23 protein-coding genes are annotated in these 21,001 nt (G+C 64.6%); 13 read left to right on the top strand and 10 right to left on the bottom strand.

What is annotated here, in order from left to right; translation table 11 throughout:
* Positions 1-102: 102 nt before the first annotated feature.
* The 5 genes from KDK82_RS07540 to KDK82_RS07520 all read left to right on the top strand — a co-directional run bounded on the left by KDK82_RS07540 (position 103) and on the right by KDK82_RS07520 (position 3,643).
* Positions 103-1,086: a MerR family transcriptional regulator gene (locus KDK82_RS07540; RefSeq protein WP_088164442.1), complete on the top strand. Its 984-nt coding sequence runs from the start codon at positions 103-105 to the stop codon at positions 1,084-1,086.
* The gene (locus KDK82_RS07535; RefSeq protein WP_088164441.1) at positions 1,047-1,679 is read left to right on the top strand and encodes a lipocalin family protein; all 633 of its coding nucleotides are present in this window, start codon (positions 1,047-1,049) and stop codon (positions 1,677-1,679) included. Before KDK82_RS07540 ends, KDK82_RS07535 begins: the two co-directional genes overlap by 40 nt.
* Positions 1,676-2,734: an NAD(P)/FAD-dependent oxidoreductase gene (locus KDK82_RS07530; RefSeq protein ID WP_088164440.1), complete on the top strand. Its 1,059-nt coding sequence runs from the start codon at positions 1,676-1,678 to the stop codon at positions 2,732-2,734. The genes KDK82_RS07535 and KDK82_RS07530 overlap by 4 nt, the downstream gene beginning before the upstream one ends.
* Before the next feature lie 20 nt (positions 2,735-2,754).
* Positions 2,755-2,934: a DUF2256 domain-containing protein gene (locus KDK82_RS07525; RefSeq protein ID WP_013801983.1), complete on the top strand. Its 180-nt coding sequence runs from the start codon at positions 2,755-2,757 to the stop codon at positions 2,932-2,934.
* Positions 2,935-3,034: 100 nt separating this feature from the next.
* Positions 3,035-3,643 (top strand): DUF4337 domain-containing protein, encoded by a 609-nt coding sequence (locus KDK82_RS07520; protein WP_012206105.1) that lies wholly within the window; start codon positions 3,035-3,037, stop codon positions 3,641-3,643.
* Between the two features lie 86 nt (positions 3,644-3,729).
* Here the strand turns inward: KDK82_RS07520 and KDK82_RS07515 are convergent, their stop codons facing one another.
* Positions 3,730-4,221: a hypothetical protein gene (locus KDK82_RS07515; RefSeq protein ID WP_013801982.1), complete on the bottom strand. Its 492-nt coding sequence runs from the start codon at positions 4,219-4,221 to the stop codon at positions 3,730-3,732.
* Between the two features lie 136 nt (positions 4,222-4,357).
* On the opposite strand from KDK82_RS07515, the gene KDK82_RS07510 reads away from it, so the two are divergent.
* The 4 genes from KDK82_RS07510 (at position 4,358) to KDK82_RS07495 (ending at position 6,139) form a co-directional block, all read left to right on the top strand.
* A complete protein-coding gene (locus tag KDK82_RS07510; protein ID WP_088165458.1) occupies positions 4,358-4,849 on the top strand; it encodes a helix-turn-helix domain-containing protein in 492 nt (163 codons plus the stop codon).
* Positions 4,846-5,253, top strand: coding sequence for a VOC family protein (locus KDK82_RS07505; RefSeq protein ID WP_013801980.1), 408 nt, complete (start codon positions 4,846-4,848; stop codon positions 5,251-5,253). The genes KDK82_RS07510 and KDK82_RS07505 overlap by 4 nt, the downstream gene beginning before the upstream one ends.
* 11 nt (positions 5,254-5,264) lie before the next feature.
* A complete protein-coding gene (locus KDK82_RS07500) occupies positions 5,265-5,495 on the top strand; it encodes a hypothetical protein (RefSeq protein ID WP_088164439.1) in 231 nt (76 codons plus the stop codon).
* A 149-nt stretch (positions 5,496-5,644) separates the two neighbouring features.
* Positions 5,645-6,139 carry a MerR family transcriptional regulator gene (locus KDK82_RS07495; RefSeq protein ID WP_043821582.1) on the top strand — a complete coding sequence of 165 codons (495 nt, stop codon included), beginning with the start codon at positions 5,645-5,647 and terminating at the stop codon, positions 6,137-6,139.
* A 25-nt stretch (positions 6,140-6,164) separates the two neighbouring features.
* Here the strand turns inward: KDK82_RS07495 and KDK82_RS07490 are convergent, their stop codons facing one another.
* The 7 genes from KDK82_RS07490 to KDK82_RS07460 form a co-directional block, all read right to left on the bottom strand.
* Positions 6,165-6,860 carry a type 1 glutamine amidotransferase domain-containing protein gene (locus KDK82_RS07490; protein ID WP_088164438.1) on the bottom strand — a complete coding sequence of 232 codons (696 nt, stop codon included), beginning with the start codon at positions 6,858-6,860 and terminating at the stop codon, positions 6,165-6,167.
* A complete protein-coding gene (locus tag KDK82_RS07485; RefSeq protein WP_088164437.1) occupies positions 6,857-7,783 on the bottom strand; it encodes an NAD-dependent epimerase/dehydratase family protein in 927 nt (308 codons plus the stop codon). Before KDK82_RS07485 ends, KDK82_RS07490 begins: the two co-directional genes overlap by 4 nt.
* A gap of 352 nt (positions 7,784-8,135) precedes the next feature.
* Positions 8,136-9,236, bottom strand: a complete 1,101-nt coding sequence (locus tag KDK82_RS07480; protein WP_088164436.1) for an alpha/beta hydrolase — start codon at positions 9,234-9,236, stop codon at positions 8,136-8,138.
* Positions 9,237-9,291: 55 nt separating this feature from the next.
* Complete coding sequence (locus KDK82_RS07475; RefSeq protein WP_179217917.1) at positions 9,292-10,368, bottom strand: alpha/beta fold hydrolase; 1,077 nt, start codon at positions 10,366-10,368, stop codon at positions 9,292-9,294.
* Positions 10,369-10,370: 2 nt separating this feature from the next.
* The gene (locus KDK82_RS07470; RefSeq protein WP_088164435.1) at positions 10,371-11,597 is read right to left on the bottom strand and encodes a carboxymuconolactone decarboxylase family protein; all 1,227 of its coding nucleotides are present in this window, start codon (positions 11,595-11,597) and stop codon (positions 10,371-10,373) included.
* Positions 11,594-13,024, bottom strand: a complete 1,431-nt coding sequence (locus tag KDK82_RS07465) for an MFS transporter (RefSeq protein ID WP_088164434.1) — start codon at positions 13,022-13,024, stop codon at positions 11,594-11,596. Before KDK82_RS07465 ends, KDK82_RS07470 begins: the two co-directional genes overlap by 4 nt.
* A 9-nt stretch (positions 13,025-13,033) precedes the next feature.
* A complete protein-coding gene (locus tag KDK82_RS07460) occupies positions 13,034-13,885 on the bottom strand; it encodes an aldo/keto reductase (RefSeq protein WP_088164433.1) in 852 nt (283 codons plus the stop codon).
* Positions 13,886-14,010: 125 nt separating this feature from the next.
* Between KDK82_RS07460 and KDK82_RS07455 the strand changes: the two genes are divergently transcribed.
* Positions 14,011-14,970, top strand: a complete 960-nt coding sequence (locus KDK82_RS07455; protein ID WP_088165456.1) for a LysR family transcriptional regulator — start codon at positions 14,011-14,013, stop codon at positions 14,968-14,970.
* A 54-nt stretch (positions 14,971-15,024) separates the two neighbouring features.
* Here the strand turns inward: KDK82_RS07455 and KDK82_RS07450 are convergent, their stop codons facing one another.
* Positions 15,025-15,909 carry a LysR family transcriptional regulator gene (locus tag KDK82_RS07450; RefSeq protein WP_088164432.1) on the bottom strand — a complete coding sequence of 295 codons (885 nt, stop codon included), beginning with the start codon at positions 15,907-15,909 and terminating at the stop codon, positions 15,025-15,027.
* A 119-nt stretch (positions 15,910-16,028) separates the two neighbouring features.
* On the opposite strand from KDK82_RS07450, the gene argC reads away from it, so the two are divergent.
* Positions 16,029-17,015, top strand: coding sequence for an N-acetyl-gamma-glutamyl-phosphate reductase (gene argC, locus KDK82_RS07445; RefSeq protein ID WP_088165455.1), 987 nt, complete (start codon positions 16,029-16,031; stop codon positions 17,013-17,015).
* A gap of 148 nt (positions 17,016-17,163) precedes the next feature.
* On the opposite strand, the gene KDK82_RS07440 is transcribed toward argC, so the two are convergent.
* The gene (locus KDK82_RS07440; protein ID WP_088164431.1) at positions 17,164-17,601 is read right to left on the bottom strand and encodes a thioesterase family protein; all 438 of its coding nucleotides are present in this window, start codon (positions 17,599-17,601) and stop codon (positions 17,164-17,166) included.
* 218 nt (positions 17,602-17,819) lie between these two features.
* Here KDK82_RS07440 and KDK82_RS07435 point away from each other — a divergent pair, with 218 nt between their 5' ends.
* Positions 17,820-19,520, top strand: coding sequence for an electron transfer flavoprotein-ubiquinone oxidoreductase (locus tag KDK82_RS07435; protein ID WP_088164430.1), 1,701 nt, complete (start codon positions 17,820-17,822; stop codon positions 19,518-19,520).
* Positions 19,521-19,924: 404 nt separating this feature from the next.
* Positions 19,925-20,896, top strand: a complete 972-nt coding sequence (locus tag KDK82_RS07430; protein WP_034394850.1) for an ABC transporter substrate-binding protein — start codon at positions 19,925-19,927, stop codon at positions 20,894-20,896.
* Positions 20,897-21,001 lie beyond the last annotated feature (105 nt).

Genomic DNA, 21,001 nt, shown 5'->3' with positions numbered 1-21,001 from the left:
TCTATGTAATATATTGGACAAAACATATTTTTGTCCTAGACAATTCGCAAAATCCCTCAAAACATCCCGGCCATGGCCGGACGTTTTGTCCCCTTCAGATCAATGACGCCACTTTCTGACCCCCTGCCTTTGGCGCCTGGCCCCGGGCTGCCCATCTCGGCCGTCGAACGCGAGACCGGACTTGCCAAGGACACCCTGCGTGTCTGGGAAAGACGCTATGGCTTTCCAAGGCCTGAACGGGATTCGGCAGGCGATCGCCGCTACCCGGCAGACCAGGTTCGACAACTGACCCTGATCCGGCGGCTCATGGATACGGGGCTGCGCCCCAGCAAGCTGATGGGCGTGGATCTGGACGGCCTGCAGGCGCTGCTGGCCCGCGCCGACACCTCGCCGGGCAAGGATTTGTCCAGGACAAATTCAGAGAATGCAGCAGACTCTGACCGCTTCGCACCCATGCTCAACGCCATTGCCGCCCATGATCCCGCCCAGCTCAGGCATTGCCTGAGCCTGGCCCAGTCGCGCATGGGTCTGGCCGGTTTCGTGACCACGCTCGTGGCCCCGCTGACCGCAGCGGTCGGCGAATTCTGGGCACAGGGGCGTTTTGAAGTGTTCGAAGAGCACCTGTACACCGAGGTGCTCACCGGCGTCTTGAGGCAGGCAATCGCCTCGCTCGCCCCCCCTTCCCCGCCGTCCGCGCCCAAGGTGTTGCTGACCACGCTGCCGCAGGAGATGCATGGACTGGGACTGCTCATGGTCGAAGCCCTGCTGGCCCTGGAAGGCTGCAACTGCGTATCGCTGGGCACCCAGACGCCCATCGGCGACGTGGCACAGGCCGCGCGGGCGCATCGCGCCGACATCGTGGGGCTGAGCTTCAGCAGCGCACACAACGGAGCGATGGCGCAGGCTTGCCTGGGCGAGCTGCGCAGCCACCTGCCGCCGTCCATCGAGTTGTGGGCCGGTGGAGCATGCCCGGCGCTTTATTCCAGCCCGGTCGCAGGCATGACGCCGGTGCGCCATCTCACGGATCTGCAACCGCTGGTCGCCCGATGGCGGCAGACGACAAGAACATCAAGGACATACGCATGAACTTTCCCGCCCCCCGCCCTGTCTTCACCGCCAGGCGGCGCACCCTGCTGGCAGCGGCCCTTGGCGCCGGCCTGCTGGCCAGCGGTTGCGCCAGCATGCGCCCGCCCGGCTCGGTCACGCCCGTCTCACCGTTCGATCTGCAGCGCTACCAGGGCCTGTGGTACGAACTGGCTCGGCTGGACCATGGTTTCGAGCGGGGCATGACCGATGTGACCGCCGAGTACACGCCGCAGGCAGACGGCAGCGTGAAGGTGGTGAACCGGGGGTTTTCCGTGCCCCGGGGCCAGTGGCAGCGCGCCGTCGGCAAGGCCTTGTTCACGGGCAAGCCGGACACGGCTTCGCTCAAGGTCTCCTTCTTCGGCCCGTTCTACGGCGGCTACCATGTGGCCGCCCTGGACCCTGACTACCGCTGGGCGCTGGTCCTTGGGCCGGACACGCAGTACTGCTGGATACTGGCAAGGGAGCCGAAACTGCCCCCGCAGACGCTGCAATCCATCGTCGCCAAGGCCGCGGAACTGGGCGTAGATACCGGCGCGCTGATCTGGGTCAGCCATGAGCGGCACCAGGAAGCGCACAGCCAGGAGGCTTCGTGAACGGCGCGCCCCCCGTCGCGGTGATCGGCGCGGGAATGGCAGGTTTGGCATGTGCACAGCTGCTGGCCGAGGCTGGCTGCCGCGTGGATATCTTCGAGAAAAGCCGAGGCCCATCCGGGCGCATGAGCACGCGGCGCGCGCAGGATCCGCAGGGTGGGTGGCAGTGCGATCACGGCGCTCCATCGTTTGCGGCACAGGACCCGGAGTTTGTGCAGGAGGTGCGCCAGTGGGAGCAGCACGGCGTTGCCGCCGCCTGGCGTCCGCGCGCAGTGCGGCTGCAGGGCACGGACGTGGTGCCCGCAGAGGCAGGCCCCGACCGCTGGGTGGGCGTGCCGCGCATGACCTCTCCCGCAGCGTTTCTTGTCCAGCGGCTTGCACAACAGGGGCATGGCGCACGGCTGCACCTGCAAGCCACGGTTCAGCAGTTGCAGTACGAATCTGCCTGCTGGACTGTGCACTGTGCCGAACACGGGCAGATCGGATCGGAATACTGCGCCCTGGTTTTGGCAGTGCCTGCACCGCAGGCGGCAGCCTTGCTGGAGCCGGTCTCGCCCTATGCGGCGGCACTGGCTGCCAGCGCGCGCATGCAGCCTTGCTGGGTGGCCATGCTGCGCACCGACGCCCCCCTGCCGCTGGACTGGGATGCGGCAGAAATCACGGATGGCCCGCTGTGCTGGGTGGCACGCGACAGCGCCAAGCCAGGACGACAGGGGCCGCAAGTGCCGCAAGGACCTCAGACCTGGGTGCTGCATGCCAGTGCACGGTGGAGCCAGGATCACATCGAGTCGGACGCCGAATACGTGGCCCGGCAACTGCTGCAGGCATTCGAGGCCCTGGCCGGCCCACTGGCCGGCTCTCTGCCAGGCGGCCTGCGCGTCACTGCCCACCGCTGGCGCTATGCGCTGCCGGCGCCGCACCTGGTCAACCGCTGCTGGTGGGACGCACCTGCGGGCCTGGGCCTGTGCGGCGACTGGATGTGCGGCGCAGGGGTCGAAGGCGCCTGGCTCAGCGGACGGGCGCTGGCCCGGCGCGCCCTGGCCACGCTGACGCGCTGAACCACAGGAACGCCCGCACCATGCACAAGAAGCCCCACCTGCCCTCCAAGCTGTGCGCGTGCTGCGGTCTTGCGTTCACATGGCGCAAAAAATGGGCACGTGATTGGGACGAGGTCAAATACTGCTCGCAGCGCTGCCGCACCGCGCGACTGCCGCCTGATCCCACTCCCCCATCTGCAGGCCGTCAGCCAAGGCGCTGACCTCCAAACGGGCCATGCGTCCCGCACATCCTGGAGCCCGTGGCCGCAGTCATGCCGGCCCCATAATGCGCCACCCATTGATATCAAGGAATTGGCACCTATGTCTTCCGGCGGCTTTCACGTCCACGGCCCACACGATCACGAACTAGAACATGCTGCCCAGGGCGAGCATGGCCAAACCGCCCACCACGGCATCGGCGGCGGCAGCCTGACCAACCAGATCGCCATGTGCACGGCAGTCATCGCCACGGTGGGCGCCATCTTCGCGTACATGGGCGGCGCCACCCAGGCCAATGCCGGGCTGTACAAGAACGACGCAGCCATCAAGAAGACCGAAGCGGCCAACCAATGGGCCTTCTTCCAGGCCAAGAGCACCAAGCAATCGCTGTCCGAGTTCGCGCGTGATCTGGCGACCACGGAGGACAGGCGGGCGGCCTACCAGGCCAAGGTGGAGCGCTACGAAAAGGAAAAGGACGACATCAAGCGCGATGCCGACCGCCTGGAAGCCGAGGCCCGGCAATGGGACGAGAAGTCCGAGATGCAGATGCATCTGCATCACCGCTGGGCGCAGGCCACCACCGCGCTGCAGGTCGCCATTGCCCTTGCAGCCATCGCGCTGCTGACCAAGAAGAAATGGCTGGAATACGCCATGCTCGGCGTGGCAGCGCTAGGCCTTGGCGTGGGCGGGCTGGCCATGCTGCACATCTAGAGCGTGTGGCAAAGCCGCAAAGCCGCATATCCGCCTTGGAAGGCAGCTGTGAAACAGCCCCCTGATTCCCCGGCCTTGCCTGCGGCTCAGTCCTCGCTGGGACGGGGGTAGCCTGCCTCTGCCCAGGCTTGCGCAGACGTCCGGGTGAGCTGATGGTCCGGCCTGACTCCCACCTTGGCCAGCTCGCTGCCGTCGGCGGCAGTGGCGGTGAGCGTGGCGCTGGGATTGTCTTCATCGGGCTCGATATCCAGAGAGACGGTCACGCGTGACCCGCCCACCATGATCTGCACATCCTTGTGCAACTGCGCTGCCAGATGCTGCTCATGCCGGCGCATCACCTCGTGCGCCGTCTTCACCAGCGTGTTGAAGGCGGAAACGTCCAGCGGCTTGGGATTTTTCTTGTCGCGGCCCATGGTCCACGGGCCGACCAGGCTTGGCTCCACCTGGCCGTCCTGGGTCATGGCAACGGCCCAGCCATCGTCGTCTTCATTCTTGATGACGCGGGCCTCCCAGCCGTTGTGATGCCAAAGGCGGTCTTCGAAGATTGAGACGACTTCTTGTTCGAGTTCTGCGGACATGTCCAGACCCTTCCCTTGTGGAAACTATCGAGCCCGAAATTCTACTGTCTATCCATACAGTTCGCGCGCAGGGGTCTATTCCCAAACCGTGGACTCCCAAGAGACGAAAATGCTTCCCGATGGCACCGGAGACGGCATGAACAACGACCTTGCACACCAGGATCCTGAACTGTTGCGCCGGCTGCTGCGCGCGAAGGACAGCATTGACGCCGCATCGCACGAGGCCTGGCCTGTCGGGCGACTGGCGCAGGTCAGTGGCGTGTCCGAAGCGCACTTCGCCCGGTCGTTCAAGCAGGCCTTCGGCAGTCCGCCGCACCGGTACTTGCTCACGCGGCGCATCGAGCGGGCAATGACGCTGCTGCGCGAAACCGATCTGGCCATTACCGACATCGCCTTTGATACAGGCTGGGCAAGCCTGGGCACCTTCGGACGCACCTTCCGCGATATCACAGGCGACAGTCCCAGCGCAGTCCGGGTGCGCGCCCGGGCGACGATGCGCGAGCTGGGCCGCGTGCCCGCCTGCATCGTCAGCGCCGCGCACCGCCCCGACCTCACGACCGCAGTTTCGGAGAAGCGACGCCGGGCAACAAGCGATACAAACGAACCCGAACAACAGGAGATCCCATGATTCAAGGCGTTGAAGTGGTTGGTTTGTATGTGCGCGATCAAGACGAAGCACTCGCGTTCTATGTCGACAAGCTCGGGTTCCGCGTCCACACGGACGTGGCAAACGGCGACTATCGCTGGCTCACGGTGCAGCACCCGGAACAGCCGTCGTTCCAGCTCGGCCTGTTCACACCCGGCCCGCCCGTGCTCGACGCAGCAACGGCGCAGGCAGTGCGCGCGATTGTGGCCAAAGGCGCCATGCCGCCCCTCGTACTGACCGTGGATGACTGCCGCGCGGCCTACGACCGAATGCTAGCAAGCGGGGTGGAATTCACGCAGGAACCCGTGGCACGGTACGGCACCGTGGACGCAGGCTTCCGCGATCCGTCGGGGAACGGGTGGAAGATGATCCAGGCGCGCCGCTAAGAGAGGCCGCCTTGAACTGGAACCACCGGATCCGGCAAATCCACCGCTGGCTGTCCGTCGCCTTCACGGTCACCGTCCTCGCCAACTTCATTGTCCGGGCGCAGGGGGAACCTCCCTCCTGGGTCAGCTACTCGCCGCTGCCCCCGCTCTTTCTCTTGCTGTTGAGCGGTCTGTACCTCTTCGTGCTGCCGTACGTCTGCATGCGACGCAGTGGAACAAGGAAGCCAGGCGATGCGAGGTAGGTATCTTGGCCCTTGAATGGCCGCCAGCACGCATTCTTCGACAAGGGCACGTCGCGCTCGCCGCAAATTGCCGCTGGAGCGAAGGGCTTGCGAGTACGATAAGCTTCAAGCCTTGTTGAAGGTCAAGGAGCCCTTGTCGAAGGTTGCGCATGAACATTGGTGAACTGAGCAAACGCACAGGCCTGTCCACATCACGCATTCGTTTTTATGAGCAAAGCGGTCTGCTGCAAGCGGCTGAGCGTGGCTTGAATGGCTACCGCAGCTATCCGCCTGAGATGGTGCAGATGCTGGAGCTGATTGCGATGGCGCAAGGCGTGGGCTTCAGCCTGGATGAAATTCGTGCACTCTTGCCGCCCGGCCTGCAAGGCTGGGACCATGAGGCCGTCGTGGGCGCGCTGCGCCAAAAAATTGCCGATATCAAAGCCATGGAGAAAAAGCTGCAGACCAGCAAAAAGCAGTTGCAGGCTTTGTTGACTGATATTGAAGCGCGGCCAGACAACATGGATTGCCATGACAACGCACGCCGCGTGCTCTCCCATGTACTGGCCCAGCAATCCGAATCCCTGGCCTCTGAAGCAGCGGCCGAAGAAAAAATGGGCAAGCTCATGCGCACCGGACACAGGAAGCGGGCAAGCGTGGCATAGGCCTGCGGCAGTTTGGAACGCGGCCCTAGCGCCTTGCCAAAGCCTGCACCACCTGCTTTGCAGTCGCTTTGGCCGACCCCGGGTTTTGCCCGGTGATGAGGCGGCCATCGGCCACCACATACGAGATAAAAGGCAGCAAGGCTTTTTGATAGCGCGCACCGCGCATCTTCATTTCCTGCTCAGCGTTGTAGGGCATGGACCGGGCCACTCCGGCCAGGATTTCTTCCGTCCATGAAAAACCCGTGACCCGTTTGCCCGCGACCAGCAAAGAGCCGTCGCTGAGCTGCGTATTGAGCAGGCCGCAGTAGCCGTGGCAAACCGATGCAACGATGCCACTTCGCTCCCAGATGCTGCGTGTGATGCGCTGCAGCCCTGCACTATCGGGAAAATCCCACATCACCGCATGCCCTCCAGTGAAGTAGATGGCATCGAAATCGTTCGCATCGATATCGGCAGGTGCCGCAGTGTTCGCCAGCAGGGCCATGCGCGCGGGATCATCGAGCCAGGCTTTGGCCGAAGCATCGAAGAGCGGCCATTGGAGTGCGCGCGGCTCCAGCGGTACGGCGCCACCCAGCGGGCTCACCAGTTGCTGCGGGTACCCTTGCGAAGCAAACACATCCCAGGCATGGGTCAGCTCCGACAGCCACAGCCCTGTGGCGTGCGCAGGGTCGTCGTAATGAGCGACATTGGTGACGACATGCAAGACACGTGGCGTACTCATGAAGACTCCTGCGCGATTTGCTTGAGGCCCTGTGCGTAGCTGGTGACAGCAAAGTCGGGAAAGCGGCGCTTGAACTTGGACGAATCAAACACATTGTCGTGTGCGTAGCGTGGCAGCAGTTCACGCAGTTCGCGCACAGGCTTGGAGACCCAGCCAGCAACCACCATGACCAGGTGGCTCAGTACCTTGTAGCGCGACTCAACCCCAAAGGTTGCAGCCGCCAGGTTCACAAAGGCCTGATAGGTCAGCCGCTCGTCCCAGCAGGGCAGATGCCATGTCTGGCCATACGCATCTTGCGCATTGCCAATGGCAGCCATGGCGCGGCTTGCATCGGGCGTCCAGATCAGGGTGCGCAGCTTGTCGTCACGCACCGGCACTTTGGCCTTCTGGCCCGCCTTGAGCGGGCCGATCACCAGGGTGTTGGTGATGCTTTGGGTTTTGCCGGGGCCGTAGAACTCTGGCGCGCGGGCAATGGCGACGGGGATATCGCCGCGCTGCATCTCGGCCAGCACCATCTCGGCCATCAAGGCGCGCACGCGCCCCTTGCGGCCCACCGGGGCAAAGGCGGTTTCCTCGGTCTGCCGCTGCGCGGTTTGCGGGTACATGTAGGTGTTGTCGAAGTAGACAAATTTGGCCCCCGCTGCCCGCGTAGCATCGAGCGCATTGCGCAGCATGGCAGGAAATTGCCGCTCCCATAACTCGGTGTCTGGTGGCAGGCCAGCGGTGAAGTACACGACCTCGCTGCCACGCACGGCCTCCAGGGTTTGCGCGGAATTCATCAGGTCGGCGGACACCAGCTCGTCCGTATCGTTCACCTTGCGCGGCTTGCGGCTGACCAGGCGCAGGTTCTGCGTGTAGTTGCGATGGAGCTCGCGCGCCAGCTCCACAGCGATCTGGCCATTGGCGCCCAAAATGGTTTGCATATCGATCCTTGCAGCATCTTGTGTGATGAGAGGACAAGGAGCTTAAGCTTCAACTTGAGTTGAAGGTCAAGCGGCAAACTACAGATCCCTGATACCAGGTCAAAGACAAACCCGACGGCTCGCTGGCTGTCTGCAAAACCCCGGCGTCTCCATCATGCCGGGGAGCCTGGGGCCTGGGGCCTGGACACTGCGACCTGCTTTGGTGCACCTGGTGAAGGTCCGGTTCGGGCGCCTGTGCATGAGCCGCGATAGCGGACCTCCAGCAGTCGCCAGGCTGCGTTGGCGTTCACTGTCATTGGACTCAGCCGCCTTCACACGCCCGTATTGCATCGGAGTGTTTCCCCCCGCCCTGTCAAATGTTCTTCCCGTAGAACGGGACCAGCTTGGCCACCACGGCCTCAACGTATTCAGGGACCCAATAGGTTTCAATGTGGGTTGCTCCCTGGATCTTGAACAGCTCCTTGTCCTTGGCACCGCTGGCCTTGGCGAACGCCTCCTCGGTCATGTAGAGGCTGTCCGCCTTGCTGCCGGCAATCATCAACAAGGGTTGTTCGATCAGTTCGATCTGGTCAGTGGCGTCCCAGCGCATCAGGTCCAGCAGGCTGCTCGTCGTGTACTTGAAGGTCGAGCCGGGATGGGCATGCGTGCGCCAGTAGTACTCATAGCCCTGTCGGTACATCTCGAAGGGCAGCGCTGCGATCTGCTCGTCCGTCATGTCCGCGTCGCCCGAGTAGAGGATCTTGCCACCGGCCACCTGCTGAGCACGGGCATCCGAGGCCTGCTTCAGGCGCTGCTGGATCGTGGATAGCTGCGAGTCTGCGAAACCGTTGCGGCGGACCCTGCCGGAGTTGAACATGCTCAGCGTTGCGACGGACTTGAAGCGCTTGTCCGTCTTCGCCGCTGCCAGCGAATAGCCGCCGCCACCGCAGATGCCGAGGAGGCCGAGACGATCCGCATCGACGCCCGCGTAGGTGGTGATGAAGTCCGCCATGCCATGAATGTCCTCGATGCGGTTCATCGGCGTGTCCACTGAACGCGGCAGGCCACCGCTGCCGCCTTGATAGGCTGCATCGGCCGTGATCGCCACGTAGCCGTGCTCGGCCAAGCGTTGGGCATACAGACCGGCGGTCTGTTCTTTCACACCACCGTTGGGGTGTGCAACGACGACAGCGGGGTACTTCCTTGCCGGGTCGAAGTTCGCCGGCGTATAGACATTGGCCACGATGTCCAAGCCGCCGAGTTTGTACTTCACCGGGTGGATGTTCACCTTGCCAGGCAGGTTCTGCGTGATGGCGTCGCCATAGACGAGCGTGAAGGGGTTCTTCTTGTAATCGGCCGCTGATGAGGGCGAGGGAAAGGCCATGGCTGTAACTCCGAGGGCTGCTGCAGAAATTGCGATGGCAGAAGTGCCCAGGAACTCGCGGCGCTTCGTGTCAATGGATACGTGGGTCATGGGTCGTCCGATCTACTGAGACATCTGTGCGGTTCTTGCGAACCAGGCGAAAGGGTCAATCGAGCCTCTTCCTGGTGAGGAAGGAGGACACCAGGTCCGCGATCTGGACGTTGTTCAGGTCGGACATGGTGAAGTGGGTGTTCCCGCGTATGCCCACCTCAGGCAGATGCACGAGCTGCGCATCTCCGCCGTGCCTGTTGACGGCGTCCACCCAAAGGCGAGCCATGGCGAGCCGGACGCGCCAGTTGTCCTGGCCGCGCTCGGTGGTGGGCTCAGTCGGGAAGTTGTCTCCGTAGTAAATGACGATGGGGATGCGGGTGAGCTTTTGGAAGTCTTGTGCCGAGACAGCCTCCGGCGCCAGGGTTCCCGCAGCGCTGGGCATGGCGGCCGGCAATTCCCCCGGCGGGAAGATGAAGCCGCTGCCCGGCTCGAACGCCACGACGCCCTTGACGTTGGCGCTCTTGATGGCTGTCAGCCAGCCAGGTCCGCCGCCCTGCGAGTGCGTGAAGAGGATGGCCGGGCCTGTCTTGGTGAAGAGCGCAGCCATCGCCTCGGCGATCACGTTGGCGTCATAGGCGCCGGTGTTCGGCGTCACCGAGCGCAGGAACTGGTTCAGTGTCTCCGGCTGGCGGTCGAACTGCACGTTGTCGAAATAGCTCGGCCACTTGCCAAAACGGAACTGGTCGAAGAACAGCTGGTCGTAGGGCGTCGGCTCGGTCGTCGTGGCGACGGTGCTGTTGCCGGCCCTGCCTCGGCGCGGCTGATCGACAAGGTAGACCGGGAAGCCGCGGCGCAGGAACAGGTTCTGGAAGCCCTCGCGGCCATCCGACGTCGTTTCCCAGCTCCGAGCCGACTGGAAGGCGCCGTGCAGCATCACGATGGGCAAAGGCCTCGGATTCTGCGGGACCTGATAGAAGGCGTAGAGGTGATCGCCGTGGAAGCTTTGCCCTGCGCTTGTCGGCTTGTCGTTGTCGTAGACGCCGGGCACCGTCTTCACAACGCCACCGACCGCGAAGCTGCCCTGGCGCTGAATGGCCAGGGGCCTCGGCGAACTGTCCGAATGAGAGGCGCAGCCTGCCAGCGATACAGCCAAGACAAGTGCTCCTGCGCGGAAGATGGGGATGATGCTCATCATCAGCCTTTTGATGCAGCGTCGAGGGCCTGCACGAGTGCGTCATTGGCGCGGGCTGCCACCTCGGGGCCGACCTCTTGCGCCAGCGCTTGGCTCAGCTGCCGCAGTTGCGATGCGGTCAGACCCACGCGCAGGCTGGCTCGCATGTGGGACCGCAGCTGGTTCTCTGCACCCGGTGTCGCAGCCAGCGCTCCGACCGTGGCCAGCTCGCGGCTGCGCCAATCGAGGTTGTCGCGCTCGAAAATGTCGCCAAACAGGTGCGCCTGCAGAAACTGATTGATGATCGGCGCGAACTCGAACACCGGGCCCTGGACCGGTCCACCTGAAATCTCGGTCTGATTGGCCTGGCCGGCCAGCACCAACTCACGACCGGTGGACACGGCTCGGCTGGGGTCGTGACCCGGAGCGTCGTGCAGGCCGCGCTGCTTGCGCAGCTCGACGACCTTGAGCAGTTCACCGAGCGCATTGAGACTTCTGGGGAAGCCCGCGTAGGCATAGAGCTGCACCAGGACCTCCTTGGCCTCGCTGACTGTCATGCCCGCGTCCAGCCCCTGGTTCAGTGCCATGCCCAGCCGGGGCATGTCACTGATTGCCGTGAAGGCGGCGATGAGCGGAATGGCGCGTTGCCTGGGGCTCAGCGAATCGGACGCAGGCTGCACGACCCTCTGTGGCTCCTGTGGCTTCTGTGGCTTCTGTGGCTGCTGTGCCCTCTGGCCGGTCATCGCGGAAAGGCCTGCGCTCACCACGGCGGCCTGGTAGTCCTGCTCGCAGAGTTTGTCCTGCCAGGCCACGGAGCTGCCGTTTTCTTTCTCGGCGATGGCGATGTGGGTCATGGAGCCTGACGGCCCGGCGCCATGCCAGTGGCGCACGTTGGGCGGGATGGTCACGACATCGCCCGGGCGAATGATGAGCGCCGGCTGGCCTTGTTGTTGCACAAGGCCCTGTCCCTCGGTGACGATCAGCGTCTGACCGAGCGGATGGGTATGCCAGGCCGTCCGCGCACGGGCCGTGAACGTGACGGTCGCTCCACCGGCCGTTGCGGGGAGCAGCGCCTGAAAGGGTGAGCTGATGCGGACGTCGCCGGTGAACGTCTGGGCCGATCCAACGCTGACCTGCTGCGCAGACGCGGAGCGAACTTCGACGACGGGCGGCATTGCGCCAGGACCGGCAGACTGCGCCGCAGCGGCTGTCACCGCACCGCTCAGGGCCATTGAAAGCAGTGATTTCACGAGAGCGCCTCCTGTTGTGTCGCCTGATGGCGGCGGTGCGGCTTGACGATAAAGAACCACGAGACGATCAGCGCCAGGCCGAGCAGCAGAGCGGCCACGTCCATGACGGCAGCAATGCGATGCGCGAGGGCAGCACTGTCTTGTTGCTCGATGGACGAACCAGCGCTGGCGAAGACAAGAACCAGCAGTCCAAGCCCCAGTGCTCCCCCCAACTGGTGAGCCACGTTGACCAGGCCGGAGGCAGCACCCGCGTCCTCACGCGCCACTCCCGCCACACCGGCCGCGGTCAGCGGCGCCAGCAACAAGCCCTGGCCCAGTCCGATCAGGACCATGGGCGGGGCGATGCCGCTCCAATAGCTCGATAGCGCATGCGCTTGACCCAACCAGGCGAGGCCCACCACTCCGAGCAGCAGGCCGGCGAGAAGCAGCGTCTCGTTGCCGAAGCGGCGGGCCAGCCCGGGCACGGCCATGGCCGAGGCAAAGTTGGGCAGCGTCACGGGCAGGAAGGCAATGCCGGCTTGCATGGGCCGCAGATGCAGCACGCCCTGCAGAAACTGCGTGCAGAAGAACCAGAAGCCAACGGCGCCGCCCAGGAAGAGCATGCGCGTGATGTACGCACCGGCTCGCTGCGGGCTGGTGAACAGGCGCATCGGCAGGATGGGTTGCCGGACCCGGCGCTCAATGCCGATGAAGAGCAGGATCATCAGCATGCCGCCGACCAGGGCCCCCTGTGCGAGGCCATCGTGCCAGCCAGCTTCGGCTGCTCGAACCAGGCCGTAGACCAGCGCCGTCATCCCTATGGTCGAGCTGATGGCGCCGCCCACGTCGAACTGGCCTTCCTGCTTCTGGGTCTCGGCAATGTGGCCACGCGCAGCGACGATCAGCAGCAACCCTATCGGCAGGTTGATGAAAAAGCCTGCGCGCCAGGACACCAAATCAGCGAACAGGCCGCCCAGGACCAGGCCCAGGGTTGCGCCGACACCGGCAGCCGCCGCGTACAGCGAGAGCGCCCGGGTGCGGCCTGGCCCCTCCGCGAAATGCGTGGACAGCAGTGCGAGCGTGGACGGCGCAAGGACGGCGGCGCCTACACCTTGAATTGCGCGGGAGACCAGCAACCAGCTTGCGCCAGGCGCCAGGCCGATGGAGACGGAGGCGAGTGTGAACAGCGCCAGCCCCAGGATGAACATCCGCCGGCGGCCCAGGATGTCGCCAGCGCGGGCACCCAGGAGCAGCAAGCCACCGAAAGCCAGCGTATAGGCATTGGTCACCCAGGACAGTTGCGCCGAAGTGAAGCCCAGGCTTGCCTGGATGCGGGGCAGACCCGTGATGACGATGGAGATGTCCACGACGATCATCAGGTAGCTGGCAACGATGATGGCCAGGACCTTGTTCTCGTTGCGGCTTGGGCAGGATTGCGCGGCGTTCATCGCGGTCACTCAGATGTCCAGCCTGCGCTCGGACATCCACTTGACGATGGCCGGGTCGCGGTGAGAGAAGAAGCTGCTCGTGTTGGTGTCGAGCGTGGCGATGCTTGCCATGTGGGCGTCGCTGAGTGCGAAGTCGAAGATGGCGATGTTCTCTGCCATGCGCTCCTTGCGGACCGACTTCGCGAGCGCGACGACCCCGCGCTGTACCAGCCAGCGCAGCACCACCTGGCCGACCGACTTGCCGTAGTGCCGGGCGATGCCGAGCAGCACTTCGTTCTGGAAGAGGCCGTTGCGGCCTTCGGCAAACGGAGCCCAGGCCTCGGCCTGCACACCCGTCTCTCTCATGAACGGCACGGCTTCCAACTGCTGCTGGAAGGGATTCACTTCGACTTGGTTGACCGCCGGTGCAATCTCGTTGAACGCCTTGATGTCCATCAGGCGGTCCGGTTGGAAATTGCTGACGCCGATGGCGCGCAGCTTGCCCGCGCGGTAGGCGTCCTCCATCGCGCGCCACGAACCGTGGACGTCGCCGAAGGGCTGGTGAATCAGGTACAGGTCGAGGTAGCTGAGCTGCAGCCGACGCAGGGACTTGTCGATGGCTTGCTGCGTGCGCTCGTAGCCGGTCTCCTGCACCCAGAGCTTGCTGGTGACGAAGAGCTGGTCACGCGGCACGCCACTGGAGCGCAATCCCTTGCCGACCGCTTCTTCGTTCATATAGGAGGCGGCGGTATCGATCAGCCGGTAGCCGGCTTCGATGGCATCGACGACGCTGCGCTGGCACTCATTGGCATCGGCGATCTGGAAGACGCCATACCCGACCATGGGCATGTGAAGACCGTTGTTCAGAACGACGTGTTGCATGAGCTTTGCCTTGTAGAGGTTCGATGGCACGAACTTTAGGCAAGGGACTGGCATCTGGATATATGCATTTGAGTTGTTGAATTAACATCAATTCAATGACAATGAAAGCCGCGAGGAGGCCACTCATGGCGATCAACGAGCTTCGATCCATCACGACCTTTATCAAGGCAGCGGAACTTGGCAGCCTGCGCAAAGCTGCAGCAGACCTTGGCATCAGCCCCCAGGCGGCAAGCAAGGCATTGGCCCAGCTGGAAACCCATCTGGACGTGCGCCTGTTCCATCGGACAACGCGTGTGATGTCGCTGACCGATGCAGGACAGCGGCTGTTCGAAGACGTGCGGCCGGCCGTGACGGGAATGCACAGAGCGCTGCAGTCCGCCAAGTCGGCACGGGATGAATTTGCGGGCCCGCTGCGCATCACGGGACCTCGCACCACGTTCCAGCCGATTCTCTGGCGCCTGGTCGACGAGTTTTGCGATATGCATCCAGGGATCCAGCCCGACGTCCTGCTGGACGACCGTATCGGCAACTGGGTGGAGGATCGCGTGGACGTGGGCTTTCGCCTCGGCCCGTCGCCCCATGAGGGCGTGATTGCACGACGGCTGTTCCCTGTTCAGTTGCCCATCTGCGGCGCACCTTCTTACTTCGCGAAGCACGGTGTGCCCGAGTCGTTGGCTGACCTGGCCACACACCGCTGCAGCGCCTATCGGCATCCGAGCACGGGGAAAGTGCTGCCGTGGCGGGTGAAGATCGACGGCCAGGCCGCCGACCAGCCAGTCGCCCCGACGATCTGCAGCAACGACGAGCTGTTTGAGCTGCAAGCCGTCCTGGCCGGCAAGGTGCTGGCCCAGCTCGCGGGCGTCACCGCGGCACCGTTTATCCGCTCCGGCAAGCTGATCCCGATCCTCGTGGACCACATGCCGGACTACGCCAGCTACTTCGTCTACTTCGGAAGCAGGTCGTCCCAGCCAGTACGAGCCCGTGCATTCATCGATTTGGCCGTTCAACGTCTGGCGGACAACCCGGAGTACGTACTCAACCCGAGCGAGCTCCTGGGCAAAGTCGGGCGACCAGGCCGCGCTTGATGCGGCGCAAGCAACATCAGCCATGGCCCCGAACGCAAGGCGCCCCCTCCCCCTTCAACGCCCCCGCATCCCCATCAAAACCTCAATCGTCACCGTCGTCGCGTCGTCATCCGGCCGTTTGCGATGCGCGATGCCCAACGCCCTTGACAGTGCTGGCCGCAGGGGTCGCGTGGTGATGCGGGGGTCAGGCTGCGGTGCGCCGGCCTCATGGGGCAGCAGCGCGGCGCCGTAGCCCGCCGCCACCAGGCTCTTCATTGCGTCGTTGTAGTTCAGCTCGATCCGTGCCTGCGGCCGGGCGCCGCCTGCGGCAAACCATTCGGCGGTCTGGCGCGACAGCCGGGTGCCACGGTCGTTGGCGATCAGGGGACGGGCTGCAAGCCACGCGGGCGTGATGTGCCGCGGCGGCTCCCAGGCGGCCGGGATGAAGGCCAGCACGGGGTCCTGGCGCCAGGCCTGCACCTGCAGCCCGCGCAGCACAGGCTGCGGCAGGGCAACGATGCCGATGTCCAGGCTGCCGGCAGCCAGGCGCGCCAGGGCTTCCTCGCTGGTCATCACCGCCACTTGCACGTCGATCTCGGGATGCCGGGCGGCCAGGGTTTCCAGTGCCTGGGGCAAGAGGTGCGCGAGTGCGCCGGTGGAGGCGCCCAGGCGCACGCGGCCCCCGCGCGTGGCGATCTGGCGCTGCACGGTCTGCAGGAGATCGTCGGCCTCGGCCAGGAGCTGGCGCGCCTTGTCTATCAGCAGGCTGCCCGCCGATGTGGCGGTGACGCCGGCCGGTGCGCGGTGCAATAGACGTGTTCCCAGACGTTCTTCGAGCTGCGCCACATGCAGCGTCACCGTGGGCGGCGCCAGGTGCAGCACCTTGGCGGCGGCAGCGAATGAGCCCAGGTCGGCCACCGTCAGCAGGGTGCGCAGACGGTCCAGATTGATTTCGCGCATGGTGCGGTGTCCCAGGTTGTCAGCAATTCAGGAATCATGAATCCGTAGTTTGTCAGATTCAACTGGTCTGCATGCGGCAGGCGCTGCACCATGCGCTCCACACCCAATCGGAGCAACCCATGACCTCTCTTGTTTTCATCGATGGCGACCAAGGCACCACCGGCCTGCAGGTGCGCGAATGGCTGGCGGATCGGACCGACCTGCGCCTGCTGCAACTGCCGGCCGACCTGCGCAAAAGCACGGCGCACCGCGCCGAGGCGCTCAACGACTGCGACATCGCCTTGCTGTGCCTGCCGGACGAGGCTGCGCGCGAGGCCGTGGCGCTGGTGCGCCGGCCCGGCGTGCGCGTGATCGATGCGAGTTCTGCGCATCGCACCGCGCCGGGCTGGGTCTATGGCCTGCCGGAACTGGAGGCAGGCCAGGCTGAACGCATCGCCCATGCCCGGCGCGTCAGCAATCCCGGCTGCTATCCGACAGGTGCGCTGGCACTGCTCAGGCCCTTGATCGACGCGGGCCTGCTGCCCCCCGACTACCCGCTGGCCATTCACGCGGTATCGGGCTATTCGGGACGGGGCCGCGCAGGACTGCTGGACCATGAGGGCGCTGCCGCCGCGACTGCCGTGCCCCTGCAGGTCTATGGCCTGGGACTGCACCACAAGCACGTGCCCGAGATCCAGCAGCATGCCGGCCTGGCCCATGCGCCGGTGTTCGTGCCGGCCTATGGCCACTACCGGCAAGGCATCGTGCTGACCATCGCCCTGCATCTGCGGCTGCTGCCCGCTGGTGTGACCGCCCGCAGCCTGCACGCTGCCCTGCAGGCGCGGTACCAGGGCCAGCCCTGCATCGAGCTGCAACCCCTGGAGGAGGACGCCGATGCGCAGCGGCTCGATCCGCGCGCGCTCAATGGCAGCAACCGGATGCGGCTCGCGGTGTTCGGACAGCCGCAGGAGCAGCAGGTGCTGCTGACCGCCGTGTTCGACAACCTGGGCAAGGGCGCAGCCGGCGCGGCGGTGCAGAACCTTGATCTGATGCTCGGGCTGCAGCCAATGCTGCAGCCACTGCTCCAAGGCTCAACGAATCCGTCGCGCATTCCCCTCCCCCTCTGAGCAAGGGGGCATGCGCGCCCTGCCGAGCGCGGCGAGCTGGCCGCCGCCTCGCTGCTGGCGCGCATGGCTCATCCAGGCTGCCCCGCCAGCAGTTGCTGGCCAGACCGAAGCTGGTGCTGCGCAAGTCGGCCTGAATCCGGGCGTGCGATCAGCCGGGACTGGTGCCTGCGCCCACCATCTCCCGCACCCAGCCCGGCAACTCGATGGCCTTCTGCCTGGGAAAGTCCACCCAGATCACGGTGCCGCCGCCGGCCGCGCAGATGACGCCGGGTTCGGAGATGCGTTCCATGGTTCCCCAGGTCTCGAACGTTGTGCGGCCGGGGTCGCTGACGTACATCTTGAGCAGCACCTCGTCGGGATAGGCCAGCTGCTGGTGGAAGTTGCAGAACGCATTGACGATGACCGGCCCCTGCCCGCCCGGCGTAGGCGCCATGCCCGCTTCAACCATCCAGTCGATGCGGGCAGTCTCCAGATAGCGGAAGTACATGGCGTTGTTGACATGGCCCATGGCGTCCATGTCGCCCCAGCGCACTTTGAATCGCATCTCGTGAACCCATTTTTTATATTCTGGAATTTCTATGCGCATGCCTGCAGTCTCCTTGTTGTAGCGCCACCGCAAGGCACCATGCCCCACAGCCCCCGGTCACTGTGCAGCAGGGCGGATTCCCGCGCTGTCACCTATCAGCAACGACGGGGTCCACGCACGTCATAGAATCCACCGCATTGCGGCATTTGCGCTGCAGCCGAACGAACGTTCGGTCTGCCGAACATCCTGTTTTTTCAATATCCAAGCGAGACACCCCGATGACGAACGAAGAAATCCTGGCCCAGTATGGGCCGCGCGAAGCCATGGAATACGACGTGGTGGTGGTTGGCGGCGGCCCCGGCGGCCTGGCCACGGCCATCCGCCTCAAGCAGCTGGCGGCCGAAAAAGGCCAGGATGTCTCCGTCGTCGTGCTGGAAAAGGGCTCGGAGCCCGGTGCCCACATCCTGTCGGGCGCCATCATGGACCCGCGTGCGCTGACCGAGCTGATCCCTGACTGGAAGGAAAAGGGCGCGCCCCTGACCCAGCCCGTCACCGATGACGCCATGGTTTTCCTGGGCGAGAAATCCGCCCTGCGCACCCCCAACTTCCTGCTGCCGGCCTGCTTCCAGAACCATGGCAACTACATCGTTCGCCTGGGCTACGTGGTCAAGTGGCTGGGCGAGCAGGCCGAGGCACTGGGCGTTGAAATCTTCCCGGGCTTTGCTGCCGCCGAGGTGCTCTACAACGACGACGGCTCGGTCAAGGGCGTGGCCACCGGCAACATGGGCATCGGCAAGGACGGCGAGCCCACGGGCGAGTTCCAGCTGGGCATGGAGCTGCACGCCAAGTACACGATCTTTGCCGAAGGCTCACGCGGCCACCTGGGCAAGCAGATCATTGCCAAGTACCAGCTGGACGCCGGCAAGGACCCGCAAAGCTACGGCCTGGGCATCAAGGAGCTGTGGGAAATCGACCCGGCACGCCACAAGCCCGGCTTCGTGATGCACACGGCCGGCTGGCCCATGGACAGCAAGACCTACGGCGGCGCCTTCCTCTACCACCTGCACGACAACAAGGTCACGCTGGGCTTCATCACGGGCCTGGACTATGCCAACCCCTACCTGAGCCCCTTCGAGGAATTCCAGCGCTGGAAGACCCACCCCAACATCCGCTACTACCTGGAAGGCGACGAGTCCAAGGGCATCAAGCCGGCCAAGCGCCTGGGCTACGGCGCGCGCGCCATCACGGCAGGCGGCCTGCTGTCCCTGCCAAAGTTCGTGTTCCCGGGCGGCGCGCTCGTGGGCTGCGACGCAGGTTTCCTGAACGTCAGCCGCATCAAGGGCAGCCATGCCGCCATCAAGACCGGCATGCTGGCCGCCGAGGCCGCCTATGACGCCATCGTCGCGGGCCGCCAGGGCGACGAGCTGGGCGCCTATGTAGAGGCCTTCGAGAACAGCTGGCTGTACGAAGAGCTGAACAAGTCGCGCAACTTCAAGGCCTGGTTCAAGAAGGGCCTGACCACGGCCACGCTGATGAACGGCATCGAGCAGTTCGTGCTCAAGGGCAACATCCCCTGGACGCTGCACCGCGACAAGCCCGACCACGCCTACCTGAAGCCTGCGGCCGAGTGCAAGCCCATCGACTACCCCAAGCCCGATGGCAAGCTGACCTTCGACCGCCTGTCCAGCGTCTTCATCAGCAACACCAACCACGCCGAAGACCAGCCCGCCCACCTGACGCTCAAGGACGCCTCGGTGCCCGTGGCCATCAACCTGGCCAAGTACGCAGGCCCCGAGCAGCGCTACTGCCCGGCCGGCGTCTACGAGTTCGTGGACGACACGGCCCAGGGCGGCAAGCGCCTGCAGATCAACGCCCAAAACTGCGTGCACTGCAAGACCTGCGACATCAAGGACCCCACGCAGAACATCGTCTGGGTCACGCCCGAAGGCGGCGGCGGGCCGAACTACGCGGGCATGTGATCCGCACGCCACACCGGCCCTCCTCTGAAGCCTGCCCAAGCCTGCTTGTGCAGGCTTTTTCTTTGAGCGCCGTCAAAGCCATGCAGGCCCAGAAAGCATAGAAGGCCATCCGAAAGGCGCTTGCACGCAATAAAAATGCACGACAAAGCCCAAAACAAGCCCCTGAAGACGCAAACCTGCACCACCAAACCTGTCCAACACGCATGAAAAAGTTGCACCTAGGGCATTCCCCGCAGATTTCATGCCAATTTTTAGATACAAACCTATAGGTGAAAACCGGGTCGTCCAAACGCCAAGGCGTACAGGGCGGCTGCAGTAGACTTTGCCGCGAAGCGCCGCGACCGTCCTGTGCGGCCTTCTGCTGAGCAAACAGGAACAAACACAAGCACGTTGGAGATACACGTATGAAGCACTTGTCTTGGGCGCCCCTGGGCGCGCTGGCCCTGGCAATTTCCGCCATCACGGGCGGCGCCCACGCCGCTGACGAGAAGTCGGTCGCAGTGACCGCCATCGTCGAGCACCCTGCACTCGACGCCGTGCGCGACGGCGTGCAGGCCGCGCTCAAGGAAGCAGGCTACGAAGCCGGCAAGAACCTCAAGTGGCAGTACCAGAGTGCCCAGGGCAACACCGGCACGGCCGCGCAGATCGCACGCAAGTTCGTGGGCGACAAGCCTGACGCCATCGTGGCCATCGCCACGCCCTCGGCCCAGGCCGTGGTCGCATCGACCAAGACCGTGCCCGTGGTGTTCTCCGCCGTGACCGACCCCGTGGCCGCCAAGCTGGTGCCCAGCTGGGAGCCGTCCAAGAACAACGTGACCGGCGTGTCCGACCTGCTGGCCCTGGACAAGCAGATGGATCTGGTCAAGCAGGTCGTGCCCAACGCCAAGCGCGTGGGCATGGTCTACAACCCCGGCGAGGCCAACTCCGCCGTGGTGGTCAAGGAACTCAAGGCCCTGCTGCCCAAGCTGGGCATGACCCTGGTGGAAGCCGCCGCACCCCGTTCCGTGGACGTCAGCAGCGCCGCGCGCAGCCTGGTCGGCAAGGTCGATGTGATCTATACCAATACCGACAACAATGTGGTCTCGGCCTACGAGTCGTTGGTCAAGGTCGGCCAGGACGCCAAGATCCCGCTGGTGGCCTCGGACACCGACTCCGTCAAGCGCGGCGCCGTGGCTGCCCTGGGCATCAACTACCGCGATCTGGGCGAGCAGACCGGCCGCATGGTGGTGCGCATCCTCAAGGGCGAAAAGCCCGGCGACATGAAGACCGAAGTCAGCACCAAGATGGAGCTGTTCGTGAATCCCGGCGCCGCCGAGAAGCAAGGCGTCAAGCTGTCCGACGCGCTGGTCAAGTCGGCCGCCCAGGTGATCAAGTAATACCCGGGGTTTGCCTGCCCGGGAGCAACCCGAGCAGTGCGCCCACGGTGGCAGGCGCCATGGCAACATGGCCCTGCCCTTTTTTTAAGTCGTTTTCTGTCCCAC

This window comes from Delftia sp. K82, from assembly GCF_002193035.1.
In the GTDB taxonomy this organism is placed as follows: Bacteria; Pseudomonadota; Gammaproteobacteria; order Burkholderiales; family Burkholderiaceae_C; genus Comamonas; species Comamonas acidovorans.
Note: the sequence above shows the minus strand (reverse complement) of the source record. Positions and strands in the feature narration are given on the sequence as shown.

What these genes read in the sequence shown, in the direction of transcription:
- KDK82_RS07465 (WP_088164434.1), bottom strand. Translation starts at nt 13,024, where the DNA reads ATGAACGCCGCGCAATCCTGCCCAAGCCGCAACGAGAACAAGGTCCTG.
- KDK82_RS07490 (WP_088164438.1), bottom strand. Translation starts at nt 6,860, where the DNA reads ATGAGTACGCCACGTGTCTTGCATGTCGTCACCAATGTCGCTCATTAC.
- argC (WP_088165455.1), top strand. Translation starts at nt 16,029, where the DNA reads ATGACCTCTCTTGTTTTCATCGATGGCGACCAAGGCACCACCGGCCTG.
- KDK82_RS07535 (WP_088164441.1), top strand. Translation starts at nt 1,047, where the DNA reads ATGGCGGCAGACGACAAGAACATCAAGGACATACGCATGAACTTTCCC.
- KDK82_RS07540 (WP_088164442.1), top strand. Translation starts at nt 103, where the DNA reads ATGACGCCACTTTCTGACCCCCTGCCTTTGGCGCCTGGCCCCGGGCTG.
- KDK82_RS07430 (WP_034394850.1), top strand. Translation starts at nt 19,925, where the DNA reads ATGAAGCACTTGTCTTGGGCGCCCCTGGGCGCGCTGGCCCTGGCAATT.
- KDK82_RS07440 (WP_088164431.1), bottom strand. Translation starts at nt 17,601, where the DNA reads ATGCGCATAGAAATTCCAGAATATAAAAAATGGGTTCACGAGATGCGA.
- KDK82_RS07515 (WP_013801982.1), bottom strand. Translation starts at nt 4,221, where the DNA reads ATGTCCGCAGAACTCGAACAAGAAGTCGTCTCAATCTTCGAAGACCGC.
- KDK82_RS07505 (WP_013801980.1), top strand. Translation starts at nt 4,846, where the DNA reads ATGATTCAAGGCGTTGAAGTGGTTGGTTTGTATGTGCGCGATCAAGAC.
- KDK82_RS07485 (WP_088164437.1), bottom strand. Translation starts at nt 7,783, where the DNA reads ATGCAAACCATTTTGGGCGCCAATGGCCAGATCGCTGTGGAGCTGGCG.
- KDK82_RS07495 (WP_043821582.1), top strand. Translation starts at nt 5,645, where the DNA reads ATGAACATTGGTGAACTGAGCAAACGCACAGGCCTGTCCACATCACGC.
- KDK82_RS07520 (WP_012206105.1), top strand. Translation starts at nt 3,035, where the DNA reads ATGTCTTCCGGCGGCTTTCACGTCCACGGCCCACACGATCACGAACTA.
- KDK82_RS07475 (WP_179217917.1), bottom strand. Translation starts at nt 10,368, where the DNA reads ATGAGCATCATCCCCATCTTCCGCGCAGGAGCACTTGTCTTGGCTGTA.
- KDK82_RS07525 (WP_013801983.1), top strand. Translation starts at nt 2,755, where the DNA reads ATGCACAAGAAGCCCCACCTGCCCTCCAAGCTGTGCGCGTGCTGCGGT.
- KDK82_RS07460 (WP_088164433.1), bottom strand. Translation starts at nt 13,885, where the DNA reads ATGCAACACGTCGTTCTGAACAACGGTCTTCACATGCCCATGGTCGGG.
- KDK82_RS07510 (WP_088165458.1), top strand. Translation starts at nt 4,358, where the DNA reads ATGAACAACGACCTTGCACACCAGGATCCTGAACTGTTGCGCCGGCTG.
- KDK82_RS07450 (WP_088164432.1), bottom strand. Translation starts at nt 15,909, where the DNA reads ATGCGCGAAATCAATCTGGACCGTCTGCGCACCCTGCTGACGGTGGCC.
- KDK82_RS07455 (WP_088165456.1), top strand. Translation starts at nt 14,011, where the DNA reads ATGGCGATCAACGAGCTTCGATCCATCACGACCTTTATCAAGGCAGCG.
- KDK82_RS07480 (WP_088164436.1), bottom strand. Translation starts at nt 9,236, where the DNA reads ATGACCCACGTATCCATTGACACGAAGCGCCGCGAGTTCCTGGGCACT.
- KDK82_RS07435 (WP_088164430.1), top strand. Translation starts at nt 17,820, where the DNA reads ATGACGAACGAAGAAATCCTGGCCCAGTATGGGCCGCGCGAAGCCATG.